This window comes from Streptomyces sp. NBC_00829, assembly GCF_045161795.1.
Classification (GTDB): Bacteria; Actinomycetota; Actinomycetes; order Streptomycetales; family Streptomycetaceae; genus Streptomyces.
In genome coordinates this window covers 6,528,399-6,552,376 of record NZ_CP108867.1, presented here as the reverse complement: position 1 = coordinate 6,552,376, position 23,978 = coordinate 6,528,399, and the positions used below count along the sequence as shown (strand labels likewise).

Genomic DNA, 23,978 nt, shown 5'->3' with positions numbered 1-23,978 from the left:
TTGCTCCTGCGTCAGAACTGGAGGGACTTGGTCTGAAGGTATTCGGACAGACCGTGGGGGCCGAGCTCGCGGCCGACACCCGACTGCTTGTAACCGCCGAACGGGGCGAGCGGGTTGAACCGGCCGCCGTTGATGTCGACCTGTCCGGTGTCCATCCGGCGGGCGAACGCGACGGCCTCCGCGTCGTCGGCGGCCCAGACCGCGCCAGCCAGGCCGTAGACCGTGCCGTTGGCGATACGGAGGGCGTCCTCCTCGTCCTCGTACTTGATCAGGGCGACGACCGGGCCGAAGATCTCCTCCTGGGCGATGGCCATCTCCTCGGTGACGTCGGCGAAGACCGTGGGGCTTACGTAATAGCCCCTCTCGTGCGGTGCGTCGGGGCCGCCCGCGACCAGCCGTGCGCCCTCGGCGACGCCCTTCTCGATGTAGCCGCGTACGCGCCGCTGCTGCTTGGCGTTGACCAGCGGGCCGACCCGGTCCCCCGGTACGTACTTCGCGACCGCATCCACGGCGAGGGCGACCGCCTCGTCGTACTGGTCCTTGTGAACGAGCATCCGGGTCCACGCGCTGCACGTCTGGCCGGAGTTGGACATGACGTTGGCAATGCCGACCTTGACGGCCTTGGCCAGGTCGGCGCTCGGCAGGATGACATTGGCGGACTTGCCGCCGAGCTCCAGGGCGACCCGTTTGACGGTGGCCCCGGCCGTGGCGCCGATCTGGCGGCCCACCGCGGTGGAGCCGGTGAAGGAGACCAGATCCACTCCCTCGTGCGCGGCGAGAGCCTGTCCCGCGACCGGGCCGAGGCCCGTCACCAGGTTGAACACCCCGGCCGGCAGCCCCGCCTCCGCCACGGCCTCGGCGAAGAGCTGCGCGGTCAGCGGGGTGTCCTCGGCGGGCTTGAGCACCACGGTGCAGCCCGCCGCGAGCGCCGGAGCCACCTTGGCGACGATCTGGTGCAGCGGATAGTTCCAGGGCGTGATCGCGCCGACGACACCGACCGGCTCCAGGAACACCGTGGAGTTCCCGATCTTCTCCTCGAAGGTGTACGAGGCGGCCAGCTCCGCGTACGAGCCGGCGACCAGGACCGGCAAGCCCGCGTGGACGGTCTGCGACAGGGCGAGCGGGGCCCCGAGCTCGGCGGTGACCGTCTCGGCGATCTCCTCCGCGCGGGCCGCGAGCACATCGCGCAGGGCCGAGATCCCGGCGGCGCGCTCGGCGGGAGCCGTGGCCGCCCAGCCGGGGAACGCCTCGCGCGCGGCGCGCACGGCGTCGTCGACGTCCTCCGCCGTACCCGCCGGGACATGGGCGATGACCTGTTCGTCCGCCGGATTCACCACCGCGATCGTGTCCGGGCCCGCGGCGGGCCGCCACTGACCTCCGATGTACATCCCGTCGTGGGCCTTCATCGCACTCCTCCAGAACCTGCCGACGTCGTCCGCCCCTCAAACTAGCGGTGTTAATTTTGGGACGCCAGAGGTACTCGGAGCGGACGCCAGAGGTACTCGGAGCGTACGGGGAACCCTCAGGCGTCCAGGCCCGGGAGGTCCATCGGCGTGGGGCAGATCCTGCGGCCGTGTTGGTCGAAGACATACAGATGCGCGAGGTCGACCAGGAGCGGCACCTGGGCGCCGGTGCGCAGCCGGACATCGGGTCCGGTGCGCACCACCAGGTCGCTCGTGGCCACGGAGGGCCGCTCGGGGGCCACGGTCGCCGGGCCTGGCTCCGGATCGTCCAGCGCCACCGCGGATCCCGGGACATGCGCCACCGCGCGCTCCCTGATCCGGGTGAGCACGCCCTGACCGCTCCTGCCTCTTCGGCGGCGCGCCGGGGCCTGGGGTCTGGGCGACTCCAGGTCGGCGACGACGGCGGGCCGCGAGCCGGTGTTGAAGTGCACCAGTGCCTCGTGCCCCTGGTACTCCATGTGCTCGACGAGCCCGGTCAGCGCGACCTCGCCGGGGCGGGCCTGGCTGCGCGGGGCGATCCGGGTGGCCTCGGAACGCAGTCCGACGATGATCTGCCTGCCCTGCTGGATACGGAGCAACTGGTGGTCGGTACTGAGCGGTTCGGGGAGCGGAAGCCGCTGTCTGCCGAGGTCGATGGACATCCGGCCGTCCAGCGCCGCGTGGACCACGGCCTGGAGCAGATTGATCCGCGGCGTGCCGATGAACGCGGCGACGAAGACGTTCGCTGGCAGGGCGTAGGTCTCGCGCGGGGTGCTCACCTGCTGGAGTACGCCGCCGCGCATCACCGCGACCCGGTCACCGAGCGACATCGCTTCGGCCTGGTCGTGTGTGACGTACACCGTCGTCACCCCCAACTCGGCGGTGAGCTGGGCGATTTCGGCCCGCAGATGGTTGCGCAGCTTGGCGTCGAGGTTGGACAGCGGCTCGTCCATCAGAAAGACGGAGGGCCGCCGGGCTATGGCGCGGCCCATGGCGACCCGCTGGCGTTCGCCGCCGGAGAGCTGGCTGGGGTAGCGGTCCAGGACGTCCTCGATGCCGAGCATCCGGGCCGTGGCCTCGATCTGCGGGCCGTTGTCCAGCCGCGGATTCTCCAGACGCAGCGGAAATCCGATGTTCTCGCGGTTCGTCATGCTCGGGTAGAGCGCGAAGTTCTGGAACACCATCGCCATGTCGCGCTCGCGGGGCGACATGTGGTTCGCGTACTCCCCGTCCAGCAGCAACTCCCCTTCGCTGATCTCCTCCAGACCCGCGATCATGCGCAGCACCGTCGACTTGCCGCAGCCCGAAGGCCCCAGCAGCACCACGAATTCCCCGGGCTCGATGTCGAGGGAGAACCGGTCGACGGCGCGCTGTGCTCGTTCGTACCTCTTGCTGACGCTTCGCAGAGAAATGGCGCGACTCATAGGGTTCCGCCTGGGAAGAGGGGGAGCGACTGAGACGCCTGAAACTAGCCGACTACTCCCGGTCAGGGAATGAGTCGCGCGAAGGTTGGGGCCGGGCTTTTTGTACGGAGCCGTCTTCGGCCGACGGGCACGGCCGCCCACGGCCCCGGTCACACTCACTCCCCCCGGGGTCGGGGCGGCTCGGCTGCCGGGCGGCGAGGGCCGCCGCCTGCGCGAAGCCGAAGGCGATGGCGAGGCCCAGCAGCCGGCCCCTGGACCGCATCAGATGATGCCGAAGAGGATTCCGGCGCCGAGCACCACCAGCGAGGTGAGCGCGGCCCATTTGACGGTGAACCTGGTGTGGTCGCCGAACTCGACCTTGGCCATGCCGACGAGGACGTACACCGCGGGGACGAGCGGGCTCGACATGTGCAGGGCCTGGCCGACCAGGGACGCGCGGGCGATCTCCAGGTTGGAGACGCCGTGGGCGGCGCCCGCCTCGGCGAGGACGGGCAGGACGCCGAAGTAGAAGCCATCGTTGGACATGAAGTAGGTCAGCGGGAGGCTCAGCACCCCGGTGACAAGGCCCATGTGGGGGCCCATGCCCTCGGGGATGGCACCGACGAGCCAGTCCGCCATGTGCTTGACCATGCCGGTGCCGGTGAGGACGCCCGTGAAGACGGCGGCGGCGAAGACCATGCCGGCGACGTTGAGGACGTTCTCGGCGTGGGCCGCGATCCGGGCCTTCTGGTCGGCCATCTTCGGGAAGTTGACGGTGAGGGCGAGGGCCGCGCCGATCAGGAAGAGGACCGGGATGGGGAGAAGCTCCATGATCATGGCGGTGAGCAGGGCGACGGTGAGCCCGGCGTTGAACCAGTACAGCCCCGGGCGCAGGGTGGCGCGGTGCGGGTCGAGGCCCTGGAAGCCCTCGTCATCGGAGCCTGAGCCCGTGCCGGACGCGGGAGCGGCACCAGCGCCGGAAGCGGGAGCCGCACCGGCGCCGGTGGCCGGGGCGCCGCCGGTTCCGCCGGCCGCGTTCGCGCTCTCGTCGCCGCCACCTGCTTTGACCAGGAGGGTCTCGCTCTCCGGCGCCAGGACCTCGTCCAGGGAGAGGTGTCCGAGGCGCTTGCGCTCGCGCCTGCCGAGTACGAAGGCGAGCACGAAGACGAAGAGCAGTCCGACCGCGAGTGCCGGGATCATCGGGATGAAGATGTCGGCCGCGTCCACCTTCAGCGCGGTCGCCGCACGGGCGGTCGGGCCGCCCCACGGCAGGGTGTTCATCACGCCGTTGGCGGTGGCCGCGACGCCTGTCATCACGACCAGGCTCATCTTGAGGCGCTTGTAGAGCGGATACATCGCCGAGACAGTGATCATGAAGGTGGTGGAGCCGTCGCCGTCCAGCGAGACGATCGCGGCGAGCACGGCCGTACCGACCACGACGCGCAGCGGATCCGCCTTGCAGAAGCGCAGAATCCCGCGGACGACCGGGTCGAAGAGACCGACGTCGATCATCACGCCGAAGTAGACGATCGCGAACATCAGCATCGCCGCGGTGGGGGCGAGGTTGCCGACGCCTTCGAGGACGTAGTCCCCGAGGTGCGCCCCCTTCCCGACGAACACACAGAAGAGGGCCGGGATGAGGACCAGCGCCGCGATCGGCGACATCTTCTTCATCATGATCAGGACCAGGAAGGTCGCGATCATGGCAAAGCCGAGGACTGTCAGCATGGGGACACCTAACGTTCATCCTTGAACTCCCACCGGAGCGGCGGTGCGGATGACGTTAGGTTCCGCCAAGAGCCGTTAACAAGATGTTGACGTGTGAGCAATAAGAGCAAAACCCCAGGTCATCGCACCGGTGCCAGTTCGACGGGGAATGCGTTGAGCACTGCGGTGCCGGACAGCGGGTCCAGCCGCGAGCCGTCGAGCAGCTGGTTCACATTGACTCCGGGACGCGCCGCCGCGACCGACATCCGGGTGCCGGGCCGGCTGTGTCCCCATCCGTGCGGAAGGCTCACCACTCCGGTCCGTACCGCGTCGGTGATCTCCACGGGCGCTTCGACCTGGCCTCCGTCCGCGGTGATACGGGCGGAAGCGCCGTCCTCCAGTCCCAGCCGGGCCGCGTCGGCCGGGTGGACCTGAAGGGTGCAGCGGTTGGAGCCGCCGTTCAGCGTGGGGACGTTGTGCATCCAGCTGTTGTTGGAGCGCAGATGACGGCGTCCCACCAGCAGCAGGGAGCCGGGCCGCCCGGCGAGGGCGCTCCTCAGCCGGGGCAGGTCGGCGGCGATGGGCTCCGGCAGCAGTTCGACATGACCGCTGCGGGTCTTGAGCACCTGCGGCAGCCGGGGCCGGAGCGGCCCGAGGTCCACGCCGTGCGGGTGCGCGAGAAGCGTGTCGAGGGTGAGGTCGTACGGGCCGAGGCGCAGCATCATGTCAAGCCGTCGCTCCGGTCCGCTGTTGCCGCCGAGCTGAGCGGTCAGCTCCTTGACGTCCTGGTCGTGGACCGGCGAGTGGGGGTCTGCGACGGCCTTGGTGAGGGTGTTCTCGATGACCAGGTCGTCGACGGCCTCGGGCGGCGCGCCGTGCATGCCGCCGACGGCCAGTACCAGCCGCGCCTGGATCTCGCACTCGCCGAGTCTGCCCTCGTCCAGGGGCACTGCGGCGGGGCTGTAGCGGGCCTGGTTGTGTACGGCGAAGGCGTTGAACGCGAAGTCGAAGTGCGCGCTCTGGGAGGGCGGCGGCGGGGGCAGCACCACATCCGCGTGCCGGGACGTCTCGTTGAGATACGGGTCGACGCTGACCATGAAGTCGAGGCCGTCCAGCGCGCGGTCGAGCCGGTCGCCGTCGGGGGCCGAGAGCACCGGGTTGGCAGCCAGTGAGATCACCGCGCGGATCCGTCCGTCGCCCGGTGTGTCGATCTCCTCGGCGAGCGCGGCCATGGGCAGTTCGCTCTTGGCCTCGGGGTGGCCGCTGACCCTGCTGGTCCAGCGTCCGAGTGTGAAGCCCTTGCCGGGTGCGGCGGGGCGGGGGGCGTGGTCGGTGGCGGCGAGGGGGAACAGCGCGCCCCCGGTGCGGTCGAGGTTGCCGGTGAGCACATTGAGCACGTCGACCAGCCAGTTGGCGAGGGTGCCGTACTCGACGGTGGAGCTGCCGACGCGTCCGTAGACGGCGGCGGTGGGCGCGGCGGCGAGCTCGCGCGCGATGGCACGGATCTCCTCGGCGTCCATGTCGCACGCCTCGGCGACCGCTTCGGGTGTGAACTCCCGTAGGGCGTGCTCGACTTCGGCCAGCTGCTCGACCTGTGCGGCGAGCGGCCCGAGGTCGGTGAGCTCCTCCTCGAACAGAACCTGGGCGAGGGCGGCGAGCAGCAGGGCGTCGGCGCCGGGGCGGATGGCGACGTGCCGGTCGGCGAGCTGGGCCGTGCGGGTACGGCGGGGGTCGACGACGGTGAGCGTGCCGCCGCGTTTGCGCAGCGCCTTGAGCTTGCCGGGGAAGTCGGCGGCGGTGCACAGACTGCCGTTGGAATCGAAGGGGTTGGCGCCGAGCAGCAGCAGATGGTCGGTGCGGTCCAGGTCGGGGACGGGGATCGCGAAGGGGTTGCCGAAGAGCAGTCCGCTGGAGACGTGCTTGGGCATCTGATCCAGGGTGCTGGCGGTGAAGAGGTTGCGGGTGCGCAGCAGCGAGAGCAGCACGGGCGGGTAGAGGGCACCGGCCATGGTGTGGACGTTCGGGTTGCCGAGGACGACTGCGACCGCGTTCGGCCCGTGTTCCTCGATCAGCGGCCTGATCCGGGCCGCGATCAGGTCGAAGGCCTCGTCCCAGGTCGCGTCCCGCAGTTCCCCGTCCTCGCGTACGAGAGGGGTGCGCAGGCGGTCGGGATCGGCGTCGAGCTCGCCGAAGGACGCACCCTTGGGGCAGATGAATCCCCGGCTGAAGACATCCTCCCGGTCGCCGCGGGCGCCGGTGACGCGACTGCCCTCGATGGTGAGGGTCAGCCCGCAGGTGGCCTCGCAGAGGGGGCAGACGCGCAGGGCGGTACGGGTATCGGCGGTGCGGGACATGGGCCCTCCCCGGGGCGACGGCAGTGGCGCGCGGATCTCCACCGAGCATACCGACCGGTACGGACGGATGGGAGGGCCTGAGCGGTACGGGTGTCCGTCTCAGGACCGGCCCCGCCCCGCGTGCGGGGTTCGCCTCGGGACCGGCCCCCGGACCGGCTGCGGGGTGCTCGTTTCAGGACCGGGCCGGGACCGCGTACGGGGTGCTCGTTGCAGGACCGGGCCCCCGGACCATCCTTCGGGCGGTGTCCGCCGAACGGTCCCCGGCCCCGGACGCCCCGGTCAGTCCAGCACCCGCGCCAGATACGCCCGCAGCAGTTCCCTGGCCTCCCCCACGATCTCCCCCTCCCCCTGAGGCCCCATCCGTGACGCCAGCTGCAGCAGCGCGTCCGCGGCCTCGACCGAGACCAGGACCGCCCGCCTCAGCTCGGCGTCGGCGTCGCGCCCGAGATGCCGCGCGAGCAGCGCGGCGAGACGGTCGGCGACCTGATGGTTCGCTCCGGCCGCGGGCACACCCACCGGGACGCGGTGGCCGAAGTCGATGAGCGCGAAGCCGGGAACCGTCCGCCGCATCGCCAGGTACTCGTCCAGCGCCACGTCGAGGAGACCCCGCCAGTCGCCCGCCGGGAGCTCGGCGAGACGGCCTCCGATGCGCTCGGCGTATCTGTCCAGATTGCGATGGGCCAGTGCGTCGGCGAGCGCTCGCTTGTTGCCGAAGAAACGGTAGACGGAACCGATGGGCACCCCGGCCCTGGCCGCCACCGCGCGGGTGGAGAGCTCCTCGTATCCGATCTCGTCGAGGAGCCCGGCGCAGGCGTCCAGTATCCGGGTGAGCCGCTCGGCGCTGCGCTGCTGGACGGGCGTACGGCGGAGATGGGCGTGGGACACGCCGTCCATCATGCCGTCCCGTCCCCGTTGACGGGGCGGGTCCGGCAATCCTACGGTGATGCATAGGATTCCTTCGGCACCGGGAGCGGACGATGAGCGGCATCGAGCAGGCGCGGAAGACGGCCGAGGGCCTTGGACACCTGGCCGGCTTCGGCAACGAACACAGCTCGGAGGCCGTACCGGGCGCGCTTCCGCACGGGCGGAACTCCCCGCAGCGCGCCCCCCTCGGGCTGTACGCGGAGCAGCTCAGCGGCAGCGCCTTCACCGAGCCGCGCGCCCACAACCGCCGGTCGTGGCTGTACCGCATCCGTCCCTCGGCCGCCCACCCGCCGTTCGTCCGCATCGACAACGGCGGCGTACGCAGCGCGCCCTTCACCGAGACCGTCCCGGACCCCAACCGGCTGCGCTGGAACCCCCTGCCCGAGCCCGCGCCCGGGACGGACTGGCTCGCGGGCCTGTGGACGCTGGGCGGCAACGGCGACGCGACCCAGCGCACCGGCATGGCCGTGCACCTCTATCACGCCAACTCCTCCATGACGGAGCGGGTGTTCAGCGACTCGGACGGCGAACTGCTGATCGTTCCCGAGCGCGGGGGCCTGCTGCTCCGTACGGAGCTGGGGCTGCTCGCCGCCCGCCCCGGCGACGTGGCACTGATCCCACGCGGGGTGCGGTTCCGGGTGGAGCTGCTCGACGAGAGCGCGCGCGGCTACGTCTGCGAGAACTACGGGCAGCCGTTCCAGCTGCCCGACCTGGGCCCGATCGGCGCGAACGGTCTGGCCAACGCCCGGGACTTCCTGGCTCCCCTGGCGGCGTACGAGGATGTGGAGCGCCCGGTCGAGGTCGTCAACAAGTTCTGCGGCAACCTCTGGGCCGCGACGTACGACCACTCGCCCCTCGATGTCGTCGCCTGGCACGGCAACCATCTGCCGTACGTCTACGACCTGCACCGCTTCAATGTGATCGGGACGATCTCGTACGACCACCCGGACCCGTCGATCTTCACCGTGCTGACGTCGCCGAGCGACACCCCCGGCCTCGCCGGAGTGGACTTCGTGGTCTTCGCGCCCCGCTGGCTGGTCGGCGAGAACACGTTCCGGCCGCCGTACTTCCACCGCAATGTGATGAGCGAGTACATGGGGCTGATCGAGGGCGCGTACGACGCCAAGGCGGAAGGCTTCGTCCCGGGCGGCGGCTCGCTGCACAACATGATGTCCGCGCACGGCCCCGACCGGGAGACCTTCGACCGCGCGAGCGCCGCCGAGCTGAAGCCCCAGAAGATCGACGACGGGCTGGCGTTCATGTTCGAGACGCGGTGGCCCCTGACCGCGACCGGGCAGGCGGCGAACGCCGACCATCTGCAGCAGGGGTACGACGACGTGTGGCAGGGTCTTGAGCGCCACTTCAGGTCGTAGTACGGAGTACCCCGTGACCGCCTTCGCCCCCGACTCGCTGGTCCTGAACCGCAAGCTGCCGCTGTGGTACCAGGTCTCGCAGTCGCTGCGCGCCTCGATACTGGGCCGGACGCCCGAGGCGTCGCTGCGGCTGCCCACCGAGGAGCAGCTCGCCGCGCACTACGGCGTCAGCGTGCTGACCATGCGCCAGGCGCTCAAGGAGCTGGAGGCGGAGGGCCTGATCAGCAGGCACCGGCGGCGCGGCACCTTCATCGAGCCGGGGGCGCGGCGGAGTGCTCCGAGGCGGCTGCTGGGCTCGATCGACGCGATCGTGGCCCAGCAGTCGGGCGAGCGGACGACGATCCTGGGGCACGGCCCCGAGCCGGTTCCGGGCGAACTGGCGGAGTACTTCCCGGACGCCGCCGAGGTCGTCACGTACCGGCGGCTGCGCTGGGACGGCGAGAGCGGCGAGCCGAGCAACTGGGCGGAGAACGCCGTACGGCCCGACGTCGCCGCCCGGCTCGACCTCGCCGACCTGGAGCGGTGGCCGATGACGAAGGTGCTGCGGGACGGGGTGGGGGTGCGGATCAGCCGGATCACCGACACGGTGGAGGCACGGCTGGCCGACCCCGCGACGGCGGAGCTGCTGAAGGTGCCGCTGCTGAGCCCGATCCTGCACTACACGGGCGTGACCTACGACGAGGCGGGCCGCGTGGTGGACGTGGCAAGGATCCGGTACCGGGGGGACCGTTTCTCCTTCACGGTCACCGTCGACGCGGAGTGAACCCCCTCGGGGCCCGCCGCTAGCATTTCGGCATGCCGAAGCTGGACGAGCTGATGCCCTGGGGCACCGCACCCCTGCGGCTGGGGCGGCCCTGGGTGATGGCTCCGGACGCCGCCACCCTCAAGGCGCGCTGGGATGCCGTGGTTCGGGCCGAGGGCGCGGCGCGGGACGCGCTCTTCGGGTGCACCCGTGCCCGTACACCGCACGGCGCCGTCAGTCAGCTGCCCGGTCAGTCCACCGGGACGGGCAGGTTCGCACGCGAGGAAGGCCCCTGCCCGGCGCCGGTGCGGGTGTCGCACGGCGCCTTCGACGAGCAGTGGCTGATACCCGACCACCGGCTCATCGACGTGGCCCGGCCGGAGTTGTGGCGGGTGGCCGACGGGCACCAGATCTTCGTGGTGGAGCAGGGGTGGGTGGCCCGGTCCGCCGGCCCGGCCGTCAGCGTCTCGGCGCCCCTGCCCGACGGGCACTCCCCCGCCGGACGGCCGGGCCGGATCAGGCCGCTCTACCGGCGGCCGGGTGGTGCCGATCCCAATCTCGCCCCCGGGCTGCTGTCCGAACTCGGCAGCCGCTACGGACACGAGGTCGATGCGGGCGAGGCCGTGGCCTGGATCGTCGCGGCGGCCCAGCCGTCGTCGGCGGGATGTGTGGTGCCGCTTCCGGCCGACCCCGAGGTATGGCTGTCCGGCGTCGAGTTGGGCCGGCGCATGATCGAGGTCCAGCTGAGGGGTGCGCACAGTGGGGAGCGGCCCCGGCTGCCCGGGGGACGCAGGCCCTATGTGCGGGCCGCCGTGCCTGCCCGGCCCCGCACGATCTCCTACGACGCCGAGGAGGAGACGCTCGGCCTGGGTGACGGCCGCATCTCGCCCGTGCCCGCGGCGGCCTGGGACTTCCATGTCGGCGGCGTACGCGTCCTGGAACTGTGGTTCGAGCGCCGTAGCGCCCCGGCCGAGCCCGGTTCGCTGGAGGCGGTCCGTCCCGCGGTGTGGCCCCAGGAGTGGACCTCCGAGCTGTTGGAGCTCATCACCGTGCTGGCCCTCATGAGCGAACTTCATGAGGAGCAGCGGGAGCTGAAAGTGGGGGCGGAGATCACCGAGCTGCCCGGCGTGCTCCCGCCGCCCGCTGCGGCGCGGCGCCCCGCATCCGTTCTCGATCACCACGAAGAGGGTCCCGAGGGACAGTTTGCGCTGCTCTGAGACCCGCAGCGGCGGGGCACCCAACGGCGGTCCGGGGTGACAAAGGTGGTACGTACACGGTAGGCACGGCTCATGAGCCACCCTCTTCCCCTCGACGGGATCACGGTCGTCGCCGTCGAGCAGGCCGTCTCGGCGCCCTTCGCCACGCGCCAGCTCGCCGACCTCGGTGCCCGCGTCATCAAGATCGAGCGCCCCGACGGGGGCGACTTCGCGCGCGGTTACGACACCGCCGCCCGCGGGCTCGCCTCGCACTTCGTCTGGTGCAACCGCGGCAAGGAGTCCATCGCGGTGAATCTGAAGGACCGCCGCGGCCTGGAGATCGTGCGCCGGCTCGTCGCCGACGCCGATGTGTTCGTACAGAACCTGGCCCAGGGCGCGGCGGCCCGGCTCGGCCTGGACGCGGCCACCCTCTGCGCCGCGCACCCCCGGCTGGTCGCCGTGGACATCTCCGGCTACGGCGCCGAGGGTCCGTACGCCCACAAGCGCGCGTACGACATGCTCGTGCAGTGCGAGGCCGGCCTGGTGTCCGTCACCGGCACCAGCGAGCACCCCGTCAAGGCGGGTATCCCCGCGGCCGACATCGCGGCGGCGATGTACGCCTTCTCGGGAGTGCTGGCCGCCCTGCTGCGGCGCGGCACCACCGGACTCGGCGGCCCGGTGGAGATCTCGATGCTGGACTCGCTGGCGGAGTGGATGGGGCATCCGCTCAACCACGGGATGCATGGAGGTGAGTCCCCGGCGCGCACCGGGGTCGCGCACGCCGTTATCGCCCCCTACGACGCCTACGCCACGGCCGACGGCGGCCAGGTGCTGCTGTCCGTGCAGAACGACCGTGAGTGGCGGCGGCTGGCCGAACAGGTCATCGGCCGGCCGGAACTGGCGGACGCCCCGGACTTCTCGACCAACACGGCCCGTACGGCGAACCGGCAGAAGACCGACGCGGTGGTGGCCGGGGCGCTGGCGACCCTGAGGCGCGACGAGGCGATCAGGCGTCTGGAGGCGGCGGGCATCGCCTGCGCACGGCTCAACAGCGTGGCGGATGTGGCCGAACACCCGCAGCTCGCGGCACGCGACCGCTGGCGCGAGGTGGACTCACCGGCCGGACCGCTGCGGGCCCTGCTGCCGCCGATCATCCTGCCGGGCGGGGACGAGGCACGGATGGGGGCGGTGCCCGCGCTCGGTGAGCACACCGACGCGCTGCTGAGGGCCCTGGGAACGACCGAGGCGGGGACGGCGGCGCTTCGCCGGGACGGGGTGGTCGCCTGAGCGCGGGCCGAACGGCCCGGTCGGGTCAGCGGGTTCCGGTGGATCGGGGTGGGGTGAAGATGCGCGGAGGCTACGCCGTCGCGCCCGGAGCGGGGAGCGCGGCGGCGACGCGGCCGACGAGCGGGCACCGTCCGCCGCGGACCTCCGCGGCTCGTATGACCGGAAGATGACCCCCTAGCGGCGGCTGCCGAAGAGTGAGCGACGCAGCCGCTTGAGCGGCGCGAAGAGCGAGACCCGCGCACTCTTGCTCTTGCGGGTGTGCGCTACATCACGCGAGGTGAGCTCGCGCATCAGCGACGTCGCCTCGGCCGACTCGCGCTGCGGGACGGCAGGGCCGCCGAGCACCGAGAGATGGCGGTCGAGACGCGAGCTGGTCGCGCTGCTCCCACACGTGATCGCAGGCACTCGCGGCCTGCTGCGCACCGTTATCTGTTCCATGTCACTCCCCACCCGTACGAGGGCACCCGGCCCGGGCAGGTTAACCCTATCGTCCCGTCATGACACTCGTGTATCCCGGTCACGGGATTCACCACCCCCGTACGCGAGTTGACGCCACTTTGCCGAATCTGACCTATTCCAGGGCGAGTTGGTCGAGTCGGACAGTGCGTGATCAAAACCTCCTCGCAAAAATTCTCGGGATCCCGACCAATCCGTTCCGCCCTCGGCTCCGAATGGCTGACATCGAAGCAGGAACCAGCACTGGCGAAGGACGGATTCGATGACCGCAACGAGCAGCAGCGGGCGGGGGCCCAGGCGGCTCGCCGCGCTTACGGGCGTGGCGCTGGCTACCGGGACACTCGTGGCCTCCGGCGTGACAGGCCTGGAGCCCGGCACGGCCCGCGCCTCCAGCCACCGTGAGGCACCGCTGATCTCCGGGCAGCCCCAGTACGACAACACCGACGTGTACGCGTTCGTCAGCCCCGACAAGCCGGACACCACCACCATCGTGGCCAACGTGCTGCCGTTCGAGGAGCCGGGCGGCGGACCGAACTTCTACAAGTTCGCGGACGACGCCCAGTACGACCTCCACATCGACAGCGACGGCGACGCCCAGGGCGACCTGATCTACCGCTGGACCTTCAAGGACCACATCAAGAACGGCAACACGTTCCTGTACAACACGGGCGCGGTCACCTCGCTGGACGACCCGGACCTCAACGTCACGCAGACGTACGACATCGAGCTGCTGCGGCTGAAGAACCAGCGTGTGAAGCACAGCACGAAGATCGCCGACGATGTGCCGGTGGCGCCCTCGAACGTGGGCAAGGCGTCCATGCCGAAGTACGAGGCCCTGCGCGACCAGGCCGTGCGCAAACTCCCCGGCGGGACGACGTCGTTCGCCGGCCAGGCCGACGACCCCTTCTTCGCGGACCTGCGGGTCTTCGACCTGCTCTACGGCGGGAACCTCACCGAGATCGGCAACGACACGCTCAAGGGCTACAGCGTCAACTCGCTCGCCCTGCAGGTGCCGACCGCGTACATCCGTGAGTCGGAGAAGCAGCCCATCGTCGGCATCTGGGCGACGACCCAGCGCAAGAGCGCCAGCGGTCACTGGAGCCAGGTCTCCCGGCTCGGCAACCCGCTGGTCAACGAGGTCGTCCTACCTCTGAAGGACAAGGACAAGTTCAACGCGTCCCACCCGAAGAACGACGGTGACTTCCTGAAGTCCGTCACCGAGCCGGAGGTGCCCAAGCTGATCGAGGGCATCTACAAGATCAAGGCCCCGGCCGAACCGCGCAACGACCTCGTCTCGGTCTTCCTGACCGGCGTCGACAAGCTCACCAAGCCGCCGAAGGTCAAGCCCGCCGAGACCCTGCGGCTCAACACGGCGATCCCGCCGACCGCCAAGCCCAAGAGGCTGGGCGTGCTGGACGGTGACAACGCGGGCTTCCCGAACGGCCGCCGACTCACGGACGACGTCCTGGACATCGCGCTCCAGGCGGTCGAGGGCGAACTGGTCGGAACCAAGAACGACCTCGGTGACGCGGTGAACGAGAACGACCAGAAGTTCGGGAAGTCCTTCCCGTACCTGGCAGTGCCGACCGAAGGCTCCCGCGGGCCGCTCGCCAAGCCGGCCACCAAGGACGCCCAGGGCAATCTCCTCAGCGGTGGCGCGTCGACGGCCTCCTCCAGCGGCTCCTTCGCCGACGACACGCTGATCGTCTCCGCGGTCGCCGCTGCTGCCGGTGTCCTGCTCGTCGGCCTCGGTGTCGGCTGGTGGCGGACGCGCCGCCGCAACTCGTACGTCTGACCGGCGCGGCGCACCGACGATAGGAAAGGTCGAGAACATGTCCCTGCGAAGGGCGACAGACACGACCGCGGCCGACGGCCGCGACCCGGAAAGCCGGGGGCCCGGCTCCCGGTTCGGGGCAGGACGGCTGGCGGGAGCGATACTCCCGGCCACGGTGCTGGCCGTCGCCCTGACCGTGGGCATCGTCGTGGGCGGAGGTGCGGCCGACGAGCCTCCGGCGGCCCGCACCTCCGCGCCCCTGGCGGACACGCCGTTCGACCGGATCGGGACCGGTGACCTCGCCCGGGGGATCACCGGCCTCCAGGCGCATCTGCGCGCCCAGCCCAAGGACGCGCGGGGATGGGCGACGCTGGGCGCCGCCTATGTCGAGCAGGCCAGGACCAGCGGCGACCCGACCCGGTATCCGCAGGCCGACAAGGCCCTCGCCCGGTCCCTGGCACTCCAGCCGCGGGACAACGACACGGCACTCGCGGGTCGTGCGGCGCTCGCGGCGGCGCGGCACGACTTCCGCGGCGCGCTGCGCGAGTCGGAGGCGGCGCTGAAGGTCAATCCCTACGGCGAGCGTCCCCTCGCCTCCCGGATCGACGCCCTCGTCGAACTGGGCGAGTACCCCAAGGCGATGGCGGCGGCCGAGGAGGCCGACGGCCGCCGTCCGGGCATTCCGGTCTTCACCCGCTACGCGTATGTCCTGGAGCTGCGGGGCGACCCGGCGGGCGCCCGCCGGGTGCTCCGCAATGCGCTCGACTCGGCCGCGTCCTCCCGCAGCGACACCTCGTACGTGGCCACCGCTCTGGGCCAGCTGGAGTGGAGCCAGGGGGCGTACGCCCAGGCCCAGCGGTACTTCACCACCGCGCTGGGCGCGGACCCCGGCTACCTCCCCGCCATCGAGGGCCGGGCCCGTACACAGGCGGCGCAGGGTGATCTCACATCCGCGGTGTCCGGGCTCCAGACGGTCGTGGACCGGCTGCCGCTGCCGGGTCAGCTGGTGGCGCTGGGTGAGCTGTACGAGGCGACGGGCCGCAAGGCCGATGCCCGCGCCCAGTACGAGCTCATCGGCACCTGGACCGAACTGGCCCGCGCCAATGGCGTGGACACCGATCTGGACACCGCTCTCGCGCTGGCCGAGCACGGTGACAAGGCCGAAGCCCTGAGGGCCGCCCGAGCGGAGTGGGCCCAGCGCAGGACCGTGCACACGGCGGACGCCCTCGCTTGGGCGCTGCACGTCAACGGCCGCTCCAAGGAGGCCCTGCCCCTGCTCGCCACCTCGGCTCCGGGCAGTTGCCGCAACGCGGCGTTCCTCTACCACCGCGGCATGATCGAACGGGCTGTGGGCAGGACGGCCGCCGCCCGCGCTTCTCTCGCATCGGCGCTGAAGATCAACCCCGGTTTCTCCCCCACCGGTTCACGCGCGGCACGGGCCGCGCTGCAGGCTCTGGAGGCGTCATGAACAGGCGTACGACCGCCGTCGGCGCGGCGGTCCTCGTCGCCGGGGCCGCGCTGGCGGTGCTGCCCGCGGGAACTGCCGCGGCGCATCCCCTCGGCAACTTCACGGTCAACCGCTACGACGGGCTCCTCGTCGCGCCCGGGCGGCTGACCGTCGACCACGTCGAGGACCTGGCGGAGATACCCGCCGCCCAGGCCCGTACGAAGATCGACCGCGACGGCGACAGGAAGATGTCCCCGGGCGAGCTCTCCGAGTGGGCGGTCGGCCGGTGCGGGGACGCGGCCCGGGCCAGCCGGGTCACCGCCGGGCAGCGCACGGTGGTACTCGCCTCCGGCACGAGCCGTGCCGAGGTCCGCCCGGGGCAGGCCGGACTGCCGACGCTCCGCGTCGAGTGCAGGCTGACGGCCGAACTGCCCGACGGACGGCAGCCGATCGGCTTCACCGCGGCGGGCGAGGGCCAGGGACCGGGCTGGCGGGAGATCACCGCGGGCGGCGACCGGATGACCCTCACCTCGTCCGACGTACCGAAGGCTTCGGTCTCGCGGAGGCTGACCCGCTACCCCGGCGGCGAGCTGGACTCGGCGCCGGATACGACGAAGGCGGCGCTCACGGTCACGCCGGGCGGGGCACCCGCGGCCGCGGACCGGCAGGAGGCGGCGCCCCCGGCATCGGTGCTGCCGCGTGGCGCGGACCGCTGGACGCGGGCGCTGACCGATCTGGTGGCCAAGCGCGACCTGACCGCCGGGTTCGCGGCCCTGGCCCTCGGAACGGCGCTGCTGCTGGGCGCGCTGCACGCGCTCGCGCCCGGCCATGGCAAGACCGTGATGGCGGCGGCAGCCGCGGCGGGCGGGCGCAACTCCCTGCGGGACGTGCTCTCGCTGGGCGCATCGGTGACGATCACTCACACGCTCGGGGTCTTCGCGCTCGGCGGGCTGATCGCGGTGGGGTCGGCGGCCGCGCCTTCCGTGGTGGCGTGGCTGGGCGTGGTGAGCGGGGCGCTGGTGGCGTTCGCGGGGGCCGTGCTCGTCCGCAGGGCGTGGCGGAACCGCGGCGCAGGACACGGGCACAGCCACGGTCACGGGCACGGCCATAGTCATGGCCACAGCCATAGTCACGGTGACGAGCACACCCACGGGCACGGGGACGACCAGAAGCCAGAGCACGGGCACGACCACGGGCACACGCACGGCCACGGGCACACCCACGACCACCGCTCCCTAGGGCTCCGCTCCACCATCCTGCTCGGCTTCGCCGGCGGACTCGTCCCCAGCCCCTCCGCCGTCGTCGTCCTGGTCGGCGCCGCCGCTCTCGGACGGGCCTGGTTCGGGCTTCTGCTCGTCCTCGCGTACGGCGCCGGACTCGCCCTCACCCTTGCCGCGGCGGGATTCGCCGCGGTCAGGCTCGGCGAACGCGCCACCCGGCTGCTCGCCGACCGGACCCGCCGCAAGGGCCCCCTGTTCTCCGCCGCGCAGCGCGCCCTGCCGCTCGGCACGGCTTGCGTGGTGCTCGCGATCGGATGCGGATTGGCGCTCAGGGGGGCGGCAACGGCTCTTGCGTGAGTTAACTTGGGGTAGTTCCTCTGCTACCGATGGGGGCCCGCTGTGAGCGAAGTTCCGGGCGATGAGCGGCTGGTGGCAGGGCGCTACCGACTGCTGAGCCCTCTGGGCGAAGGCGGGATGGGCGTGGTGTGGCGCGCCCGCGACGAGGTGCTCGCCCGTGAGGTCGCCGTCAAGGAGGTGCGCGCCCCGGCGGGGTTCGGCACCACCGACGAGCAGCGTCTCTACGCGCGCTTGGAGCGTGAGGCCTGGGCCGCCGGCCGTATCTCGCACCGCAATGTGGTGACCGTCTACGACGTGGCGACCGAGGACGGCCGGCCGTGGATCGTGATGGAGCTGGTCCGCGGGCTCGCGCTCTCCGACGTGCTGGACGCGGAGGGGCCGCTCACTCCGCAGCGCGCCGCGCACATCGGCGCGGAGATCCTCGCGGCTCTGCGCGCCGCGCACGAGGCCGGAGTGCTGCACCGGGACGTGAAGCCGGAAAACGTCCTCATCGGCAACGACGGCCGCGTGGTGCTCTCCGACTTCGGCATCGCCGTGGTCGAGGGAACCTCCAACCTGACCATGACGGGCGAGCTGATCGGCTCTCCCGAGTTCCTCGCTCCCGAGCGGGCGCTGGGGCGCACACCGGGACCCGAATCGGATCTCTGGTCGCTCGGGGTGCTGCTGTACGCGTCGGTCGAGGGCAACTCCCCGTTCCGCCAGAACACTCCGCTGAGCACGCTGCGGGCCGTCGTCGACGAGGAGCTGCCGCCACCGCGCAGGGCCGGGGCGCTCGCACCGGTGATCGCGGAGCTGCTGCGCAAGGATCCGGCGCAACGGCTGTCCGCGGCGGAGGCCGAACGCCGGCTGCGGGTGATCGGGGCGGGTGGCACGGTCGGTACGGCCGCGGCGCCGGGACCGCACAGCCCCACCGTCTCGTCGGCATCCCCCACACCTGCCGGGCCGGGGCCGGCGTTCGGACCGGCTCCGGCTCCCGTGTCCGGCCAGGTGGTCACGGACACGACGGGTCTCCCACCCGACCGCGCCCGGCGGGCGACGTTGGCGGTGGTGACGGGGGTGGCGGTGCTGCTTCTCGCGCTCGGCGGACTTGCCTGGGCGCTGGTCGAGCGGAACCGGGGCGGCGGCGACAACGCCGGCAGTTCGAGCCCGGCACCGGTGCGTCCGAGTTCCGGTCCGGGCAGCATCGCCTCAGTGCCGGGCGCGGGGGCCGACGGCGGCGACTCGGACGGCAACGGTTCGAGCGGCAACGGTTCGGGCGGCGGCACGGACGAGGGCGGCAACAGCGGTACGTACACCCCGCCGCAGACGGTCAAGGTGTACGCCCGGACCGTGCACGGCAGTTACTCGGGCACCTGTCCGCCGCCCGAGGCCGAGGCTCCGGCCTTCCGCGCGACGATCACTGTGGGCCGCACTCCGGAGACCGTCGACTACCGCTGGGCGACGAAGAGCGGCGAAAGCTCCGACGACGGCTGGAAGACGCTGGAATTCTCTTCCGGAGGCTCGAAGCAGAAGCACGTCAGCCATGTCGAGCTGACATACCGGCAGGGCGGGACGTACCACGACCGGATCCGGGTGGAGACCCGGAGTCCGGTCGAGGTGCGCTCGAACTGGATCGGCTTCTCGGTCACGTGTGACCCCGGGACCCCGAGCGGATCGGGCTCCTCCTACACCGCGAACGGCGCGGTCACGGCTCTCAGGCGTGAGCGGTGAAGACGGGCAGGTAGCCGCCGGACTGTCCGGAGGCCGTGGGGTGGTACGACTCACCGATGTTGAGCAGGTTCAGGCTGTGCAGCCAGGCCGACCCGGAGCAGATCTCGTGCCCGGTGAAGGCGGGGACGACATCGGCGAAGTCGTAGCCGTGGTTGGCCGCGCGCTTCGCGATGGCGGTGTTGAGGTAGTCCGCGGCCCCGTTGATCGCGGCCCGTTCGTTCTCGCTCAGTCCGGCGATGCAGCTGCCGCCGAGCTTGTAGAAGCGGGGATAGCCGATGACGACGACCCGGGCCGAGGGGGCCTTGGTGCTGATCGCCGAGTACACCGAGTCGAGCTTCCCGGGCAGGGTCGAGTCGACGTAGCTCCTTGCCTGGTTGATCCGGCTGATGCAACTGGACTCGGACTGCAGGACGCAGGTGGTCATGACGTCGGAGAAGCCCGCGTCATTGCCGCCGATGGTGATCGAGACGAGGTCGGTCGCCGAGCTGAGGGGGGCGAGCTGACCGGCCGTGACATCACCCGTACGAGCGCCCGAGCAAGCGGTGAACGCGAACGACGAGGGTGAATGGGCGGCTGCCCAGAGCCTGGGGTAGGCCTTGGTGCTGCGCTTGCAGTTGCCGCTTGCGCTGTCGTAGCCGCCTGCGCCGAGTCCCGATGAGTAGGAGTCCCCCAGGGCCACGTAGTCAAGGGCTGCGGCGCTGTCCGAGGCCTGTGCCTGGCCGGCTCCGGTGAGAGCGAGGACGGCGCCGAGGAGGAGTGAGGATGAGAATGCCGCGATTCGGGACAGTTTCATGGAACCTCCCTTTAGCAGGATCTCTGCCTCAACTTTCGTAGCAAAGCCCATACTTCACTGGAAGTGTCCATGCCAAGAAGAATCTGCGAGAGCTTCTTGACGGGGCGTCGCGTGCTGCGGAGCATGGAGGCTCAGCAACGACGCAACCGACGCCTTGGGGGGCAAGTCGGTCATGCAGACGATCAGAGACAGGCCGCCCGCGCCCGGGACGGATCTCCTGACGGTTCTCGCGGGGGCAGCGTTCGCCGTTTCGGGGGTCGGCGTCGGTCTGGCGCTCACCGGCGTCCAGTCGCCGCTGCGCGCGCCGTTCATCCTCTTCTTCCTCTTCGCGGGACCGGCCTGCGCCCTGGCCGCCGCGCTCCCGCGACTGGACCCGGCGGCGCGTGCGGCCGTGGCCGCGGCCGGCGCGGTCGTCATCGACCTGCTGATCGCCCAATTGCTGTCGTCGTCGCACGCGCTGACGACCGGCCAAGGCATCACGGCAGTCGCCGTGATCACCGGCCTACTCTTCCTCGGATCACCGGCACTCCGAAAGCGGAACCCGGAACACATCGATCCGGCCAGCCGGTTGATGAAAGGGATCAAGGGAATTCGATCAAGCCGGTCCGTAACAGATCACCGAATCGGTATCAAAAAAGCAAAAAAGTGAGTCCTTGTCCAGGTCTTGCCATAGAGTCCCCGTCATCAATACCGTCGTACATCCACCCGCAACGGTCCATCATGCAAGGCGACTCTAGGGGAGGGCTCAAGCGTCGCGATGGTTCCGGAGCGGAGCGCGGTAGGGGGGTGCCGTGCTCGGTTTTCGCGCTCTTGCCGAGCCGTACGCCGCGCGGCCATTTTCACCAGCTCACCCACCAGGCACGGAGCCGCTATGCCGTCATGGCCGGGGTGAGAACAACCCCCCTTTCGAACCGGAAACTCATCCGGACTGCCCGGGGGCGGGCGGTCCACCGGTGGAGAGGGAAAAGACTCATGAGTTCAGTCCTGCGCCCGGCCGTTCCGGGGCAAGATCCTTATCTCGAACCGTCGCACCGTGAGACCAGCACCGAATCAGCCGCAGCACCAGTTCCCGAACCGGAAGTTCCGGTGAAGGGGGTCAGCCGAATATCAGCCGCCTACCGGCCGATCTCCTCACATCTCGCGATCACTCCGCCCGTGAGCGTCGTGATCCCCGCCATGAATGAGGCGGAAAATCTCCCGTACGTCTTCAAGACACTGCCCGACTGGATTCATGAAGTCGTGCTGGTCGACGGGAATTCCAGCGACAACACCGTCCAGGTCGCCCGCGAACTGTGGCCGGACGTCAAGGTCGTGAAGCAGGTCGGCAAGGGCAAGGGGGATGCCCTCATCAGCGGATTCGCCGCCTGCACCGGCGACATCATCGTGATGGTGGACGCGGACGGCTCGGCCGACGGACAGGAGATCGTCTCCTATGTCTCGGCCCTTGTCTCCGGTGCCGACTTCGCCAAGGGCTCCCGCTTCGCCAACGGCGGCGGCACCGACGACATGACACCGATCCGCAAGTTCGGCAACTGGGTGCTGTGCTCCGTCGTCAACGCCAAGTTCGGGGCCCGCTACACCGATCTCTGCTACGGCTACAACGCATTCTGGAAGCACTGCCTCGACAAGATCACGCTGGACTGCACCGGCTTCGAGATCGAGACCCTGATGAACATCCGGGTCGTCAAGGCCGGACTGCGGGTGCAGGAGGTCCCCAGCCACGAGTACCTCCGCATCCACGGCGTGAGCAACCTCAGCGCCGTACGGGACGGCCTGCGGGTCCTGAGAGTGATACTCAAGGAGAAGGGTGTGAGCCGCGCCGAGCGCCGCCGCGAGGCGGCGCTGAACCTCCGGATCCCGCGGGGAGAGGTGTCTTGAGCGACCGACGCTTCTCGGTGGTGATCTGCGTCTACACCGAGGACCGCTGGGACGACATCCTCGCGGCCGTCGACTCCGTACGGCGCCAGTCGCTGCCGGCGCTGGAGACGCTGCTCGTCGTCGACCACAATCCGCCGTTGCTGGACCGGCTCGGCAAGGAGTTCAAGGAGTACGGGGCCGAGGGCGGATCCGCGCCGCAGGGTGAGGAGGTGCGGGTGCTCGCGAACGCGGGCCCCCGCGGCCTCTCCGCCGGCCGCAACACCGGCATCGCCGCGGCGCGCGGCGAGTTCGTCGCCTTCCTCGACGACGACGCCGTGGCCGAGCGGGACTGGCTGCGGTACTTCGCCGAGGGGTACGCCGACCACCGGGTGATGGCCGTCGGCGGACGGACGATGGCCGCCTGGGCCTCCGGGCGCAGGCCCCGCTGGTTCCCCGAGGAGTTCGACTGGGTCGTCGGCTGTACGTACCGGGGTCTGCCGCCCGGCAAGGTGCGGGTGCGCAATGTGCTGGGCGGGAACGCCTCCTTCCGGCGCAATGCGTTCGACGCGTCGGGCGGTTTCGCCACCGGCATCGGCCGGGACGGCGACAAACGGCCACTGGGCTGCGAGGAGACCGAGCTGTGCATCCGGCTCGCCAGGGCACTGCCCGAGGCGGTGCTCCTCATCGACGACCGTGCGGTCATCCACCACAAGGTTCCGGCCGCCCGCGAACAGTTCGGCTACTTCCGCACCCGGGCCTACGCCGAGGGCCTGTCCAAGGCCCTCGTCGCTCGGAGCGTGGGCGCGGCCAAGGGGCTTGAGTCCGAGCGCCGCTACACCACCCGGGTGCTCCCCGCGGGAGTCGTGCGCGGGCTGCGCGACGCCCTGCTGGGCCGCCGGGGTGGCGCGGGCCGGGCGGGCGCGATCGTCGCCGGGGTCGTGGTCGCCGCCTGCGGCTATGCGGTGGGGAGCGTGCGGGCGCGCCGGGGCGGCGCGACCTTCTCGTCGGGACCCGTCACACCACTGCCGAGCACAGGAGGTACGTCCGGGTGACTGCACCCGTCCCCATCCTGATGTACCACGCCGTCGGTCACCGGCCGGCCGAAGCCGCCTACGGCCTCTCCGTCGCGCCCGACGCCTTCGCCGAGCAACTGCGACTGCTCGGCGAGCGCGGGTTCACTCCGCTCACCACCGCGCAGCTCGGCGAGTCCTGGCGGTCGGGCGGACGCCGTCCCCTGCCGCGCCGGCCCGTGCTGATCACCTTCGACGACGGCTACGAGGGCGTGCACCGGCACGCCCTCCCCGTCCTCGCCGAGCACGGCTTCGCGTCCACGCTGTTCGTCTCGACGGGCTGGCTGCGCGGGGCCCACGACGAGGGCGGCGCGCTCGACACGATGCTCGACTGGGACCAGGTGCGGGAACTGGCCGCCGCGGGCACCGAGATCGGCGGCCACACCCACACCCATCCGCAAATGGACCAGCTCGACGACGACCGGCTGCGGTTCGAAACGGTCCGCTGCCGGGACCTCGTCGCCGACGAGCTGGGCACCCCGCCCGTCTCGTTCGCCTACCCCTACGGCTACTCCAGCCGCCGGGTCCGCCAAGCGGTCCGGGCCGCGGGCTTCGCACAGTCGCTCGCCGTCGGCAACGCCCTCGCCCTGCCCCGGCAGGGGCCGTACGCCCTCCGGAGGGTGACCGTGCGGCGCACCACCTCGATCGAGGAGTTCGAACGGCTCGTCGAAGGCCGGTCGGTCGCCCTGAACTTCGCCAAGGACCGTGCGCTGACCAAGGGCTACGCCGTGGTGCGCCGCACGCGCCGGGCCCGCACGCTGATCCGCCGGGCCCGCGGCTGATGCGGCAGGCGCGCGGCAGCCGGCGCCGGGCGCGCCGCCGCTCAAAACATCGTGCGCGCGGCGGTCCGGTGCCCGATCATGGGC

19 protein-coding genes are annotated in these 23,978 nt (G+C 71.0%); 12 read left to right on the top strand and 7 right to left on the bottom strand.

Translation table 11 applies throughout. The annotated features are described in order from the left end of the window. Nucleotides 1-11 precede the first annotated feature (11 nt). From OG293_RS29190 to OG293_RS29170, 5 genes are all read right to left on the bottom strand, one after another. The gene (locus tag OG293_RS29190) at nucleotides 12-1,406 is read right to left on the bottom strand and encodes an aldehyde dehydrogenase family protein (protein WP_406001765.1); all 1,395 of its coding nucleotides are present in this window, start codon (nucleotides 1,404-1,406) and stop codon (nucleotides 12-14) included. A 116-nt stretch (nucleotides 1,407-1,522) separates the two neighbouring features. After that, complete coding sequence (locus OG293_RS29185) at nucleotides 1,523-2,866, bottom strand: ABC transporter ATP-binding protein (RefSeq protein WP_406001764.1); 1,344 nt, start codon at nucleotides 2,864-2,866, stop codon at nucleotides 1,523-1,525. 261 nt (nucleotides 2,867-3,127) lie between these two features. Then, nucleotides 3,128-4,573, bottom strand: coding sequence for a CitMHS family transporter (locus tag OG293_RS29180; RefSeq protein ID WP_406001763.1), 1,446 nt, complete (start codon nucleotides 4,571-4,573; stop codon nucleotides 3,128-3,130). Between the two features lie 119 nt (nucleotides 4,574-4,692). Further along, nucleotides 4,693-6,906, bottom strand: coding sequence for a molybdopterin oxidoreductase family protein (locus OG293_RS29175; protein ID WP_406001762.1), 2,214 nt, complete (start codon nucleotides 6,904-6,906; stop codon nucleotides 4,693-4,695). Nucleotides 6,907-7,185: 279 nt separating this feature from the next. Beyond that, nucleotides 7,186-7,800 (bottom strand): TetR family transcriptional regulator, encoded by a 615-nt coding sequence (locus tag OG293_RS29170; protein WP_406003745.1) that lies wholly within the window; start codon nucleotides 7,798-7,800, stop codon nucleotides 7,186-7,188. Between the two features lie 83 nt (nucleotides 7,801-7,883). Between OG293_RS29170 and hmgA the strand changes: the two genes are divergently transcribed. From hmgA to OG293_RS29150, 4 genes are all read left to right on the top strand, one after another. Further along, on the top strand, nucleotides 7,884-9,203 hold the full coding sequence (gene hmgA, locus OG293_RS29165) for a homogentisate 1,2-dioxygenase (RefSeq protein ID WP_406001761.1): 1,320 nt from the start codon (nucleotides 7,884-7,886) through the stop codon (nucleotides 9,201-9,203). 13 nt (nucleotides 9,204-9,216) lie between these two features. Further along, nucleotides 9,217-9,966, top strand: a complete 750-nt coding sequence (locus OG293_RS29160) for a GntR family transcriptional regulator (RefSeq protein WP_406001760.1) — start codon at nucleotides 9,217-9,219, stop codon at nucleotides 9,964-9,966. Between the two features lie 32 nt (nucleotides 9,967-9,998). Beyond that, nucleotides 9,999-11,162, top strand: a complete 1,164-nt coding sequence (locus OG293_RS29155; protein WP_406001759.1) for a type ISP restriction/modification enzyme — start codon at nucleotides 9,999-10,001, stop codon at nucleotides 11,160-11,162. A gap of 72 nt (nucleotides 11,163-11,234) precedes the next feature. Next, nucleotides 11,235-12,428, top strand: coding sequence for a CaiB/BaiF CoA transferase family protein (locus tag OG293_RS29150; RefSeq protein WP_406001758.1), 1,194 nt, complete (start codon nucleotides 11,235-11,237; stop codon nucleotides 12,426-12,428). A 174-nt stretch (nucleotides 12,429-12,602) separates the two neighbouring features. On the opposite strand, the gene OG293_RS29145 is transcribed toward OG293_RS29150, so the two are convergent. Further along, nucleotides 12,603-12,866, bottom strand: a complete 264-nt coding sequence (locus OG293_RS29145) for a hypothetical protein (protein WP_406001757.1) — start codon at nucleotides 12,864-12,866, stop codon at nucleotides 12,603-12,605. A gap of 280 nt (nucleotides 12,867-13,146) precedes the next feature. On the opposite strand from OG293_RS29145, the gene OG293_RS29140 reads away from it, so the two are divergent. The 4 genes from OG293_RS29140 to OG293_RS29125 are packed head-to-tail and all read left to right on the top strand — an operon-like array spanning nucleotide 13,147 to nucleotide 19,392. After that, a complete protein-coding gene (locus tag OG293_RS29140) occupies nucleotides 13,147-14,679 on the top strand; it encodes a DUF4331 domain-containing protein (RefSeq protein WP_406001756.1) in 1,533 nt (510 codons plus the stop codon). Between the two features lie 37 nt (nucleotides 14,680-14,716). Next, complete coding sequence (locus OG293_RS29135; RefSeq protein WP_406001755.1) at nucleotides 14,717-16,126, top strand: tetratricopeptide repeat protein; 1,410 nt, start codon at nucleotides 14,717-14,719, stop codon at nucleotides 16,124-16,126. Further along, complete coding sequence (locus OG293_RS29130; protein WP_406001754.1) at nucleotides 16,123-17,682, top strand: nickel transporter; 1,560 nt, start codon at nucleotides 16,123-16,125, stop codon at nucleotides 17,680-17,682. The genes OG293_RS29135 and OG293_RS29130 overlap by 4 nt, the downstream gene beginning before the upstream one ends. A 42-nt stretch (nucleotides 17,683-17,724) precedes the next feature. After that, a complete protein-coding gene (locus OG293_RS29125; RefSeq protein ID WP_406001753.1) occupies nucleotides 17,725-19,392 on the top strand; it encodes a protein kinase domain-containing protein in 1,668 nt (555 codons plus the stop codon). Here OG293_RS29125 and OG293_RS29120 read toward each other — a convergent pair. Continuing rightward, nucleotides 19,376-20,185 carry an SGNH/GDSL hydrolase family protein gene (locus tag OG293_RS29120; protein WP_406001752.1) on the bottom strand — a complete coding sequence of 270 codons (810 nt, stop codon included), beginning with the start codon at nucleotides 20,183-20,185 and terminating at the stop codon, nucleotides 19,376-19,378. The genes OG293_RS29125 and OG293_RS29120 overlap by 17 nt on opposite strands. Before the next feature lie 172 nt (nucleotides 20,186-20,357). Between OG293_RS29120 and OG293_RS29115 the strand changes: the two genes are divergently transcribed. The 4 genes from OG293_RS29115 to OG293_RS29100 all read left to right on the top strand — a co-directional run bounded on the left by OG293_RS29115 (nucleotide 20,358) and on the right by OG293_RS29100 (nucleotide 23,894). Then, entirely contained in the window at nucleotides 20,358-20,834 is a 477-nt protein-coding gene (locus OG293_RS29115; RefSeq protein ID WP_406001751.1) for a hypothetical protein, read from the top strand. Between the two features lie 323 nt (nucleotides 20,835-21,157). Further along, nucleotides 21,158-22,063 (top strand): glycosyltransferase family 2 protein, encoded by a 906-nt coding sequence (locus tag OG293_RS29110; RefSeq protein WP_406001750.1) that lies wholly within the window; start codon nucleotides 21,158-21,160, stop codon nucleotides 22,061-22,063. Then, nucleotides 22,060-23,094, top strand: coding sequence for a glycosyltransferase family 2 protein (locus OG293_RS29105; protein WP_406001749.1), 1,035 nt, complete (start codon nucleotides 22,060-22,062; stop codon nucleotides 23,092-23,094). The genes OG293_RS29110 and OG293_RS29105 overlap by 4 nt, the downstream gene beginning before the upstream one ends. Nucleotides 23,095-23,114: 20 nt before the next feature. Further along, nucleotides 23,115-23,894, top strand: a complete 780-nt coding sequence (locus OG293_RS29100) for a polysaccharide deacetylase family protein (RefSeq protein WP_406003744.1) — start codon at nucleotides 23,115-23,117, stop codon at nucleotides 23,892-23,894. Nucleotides 23,895-23,978: the final 84 nt, after the last annotated feature.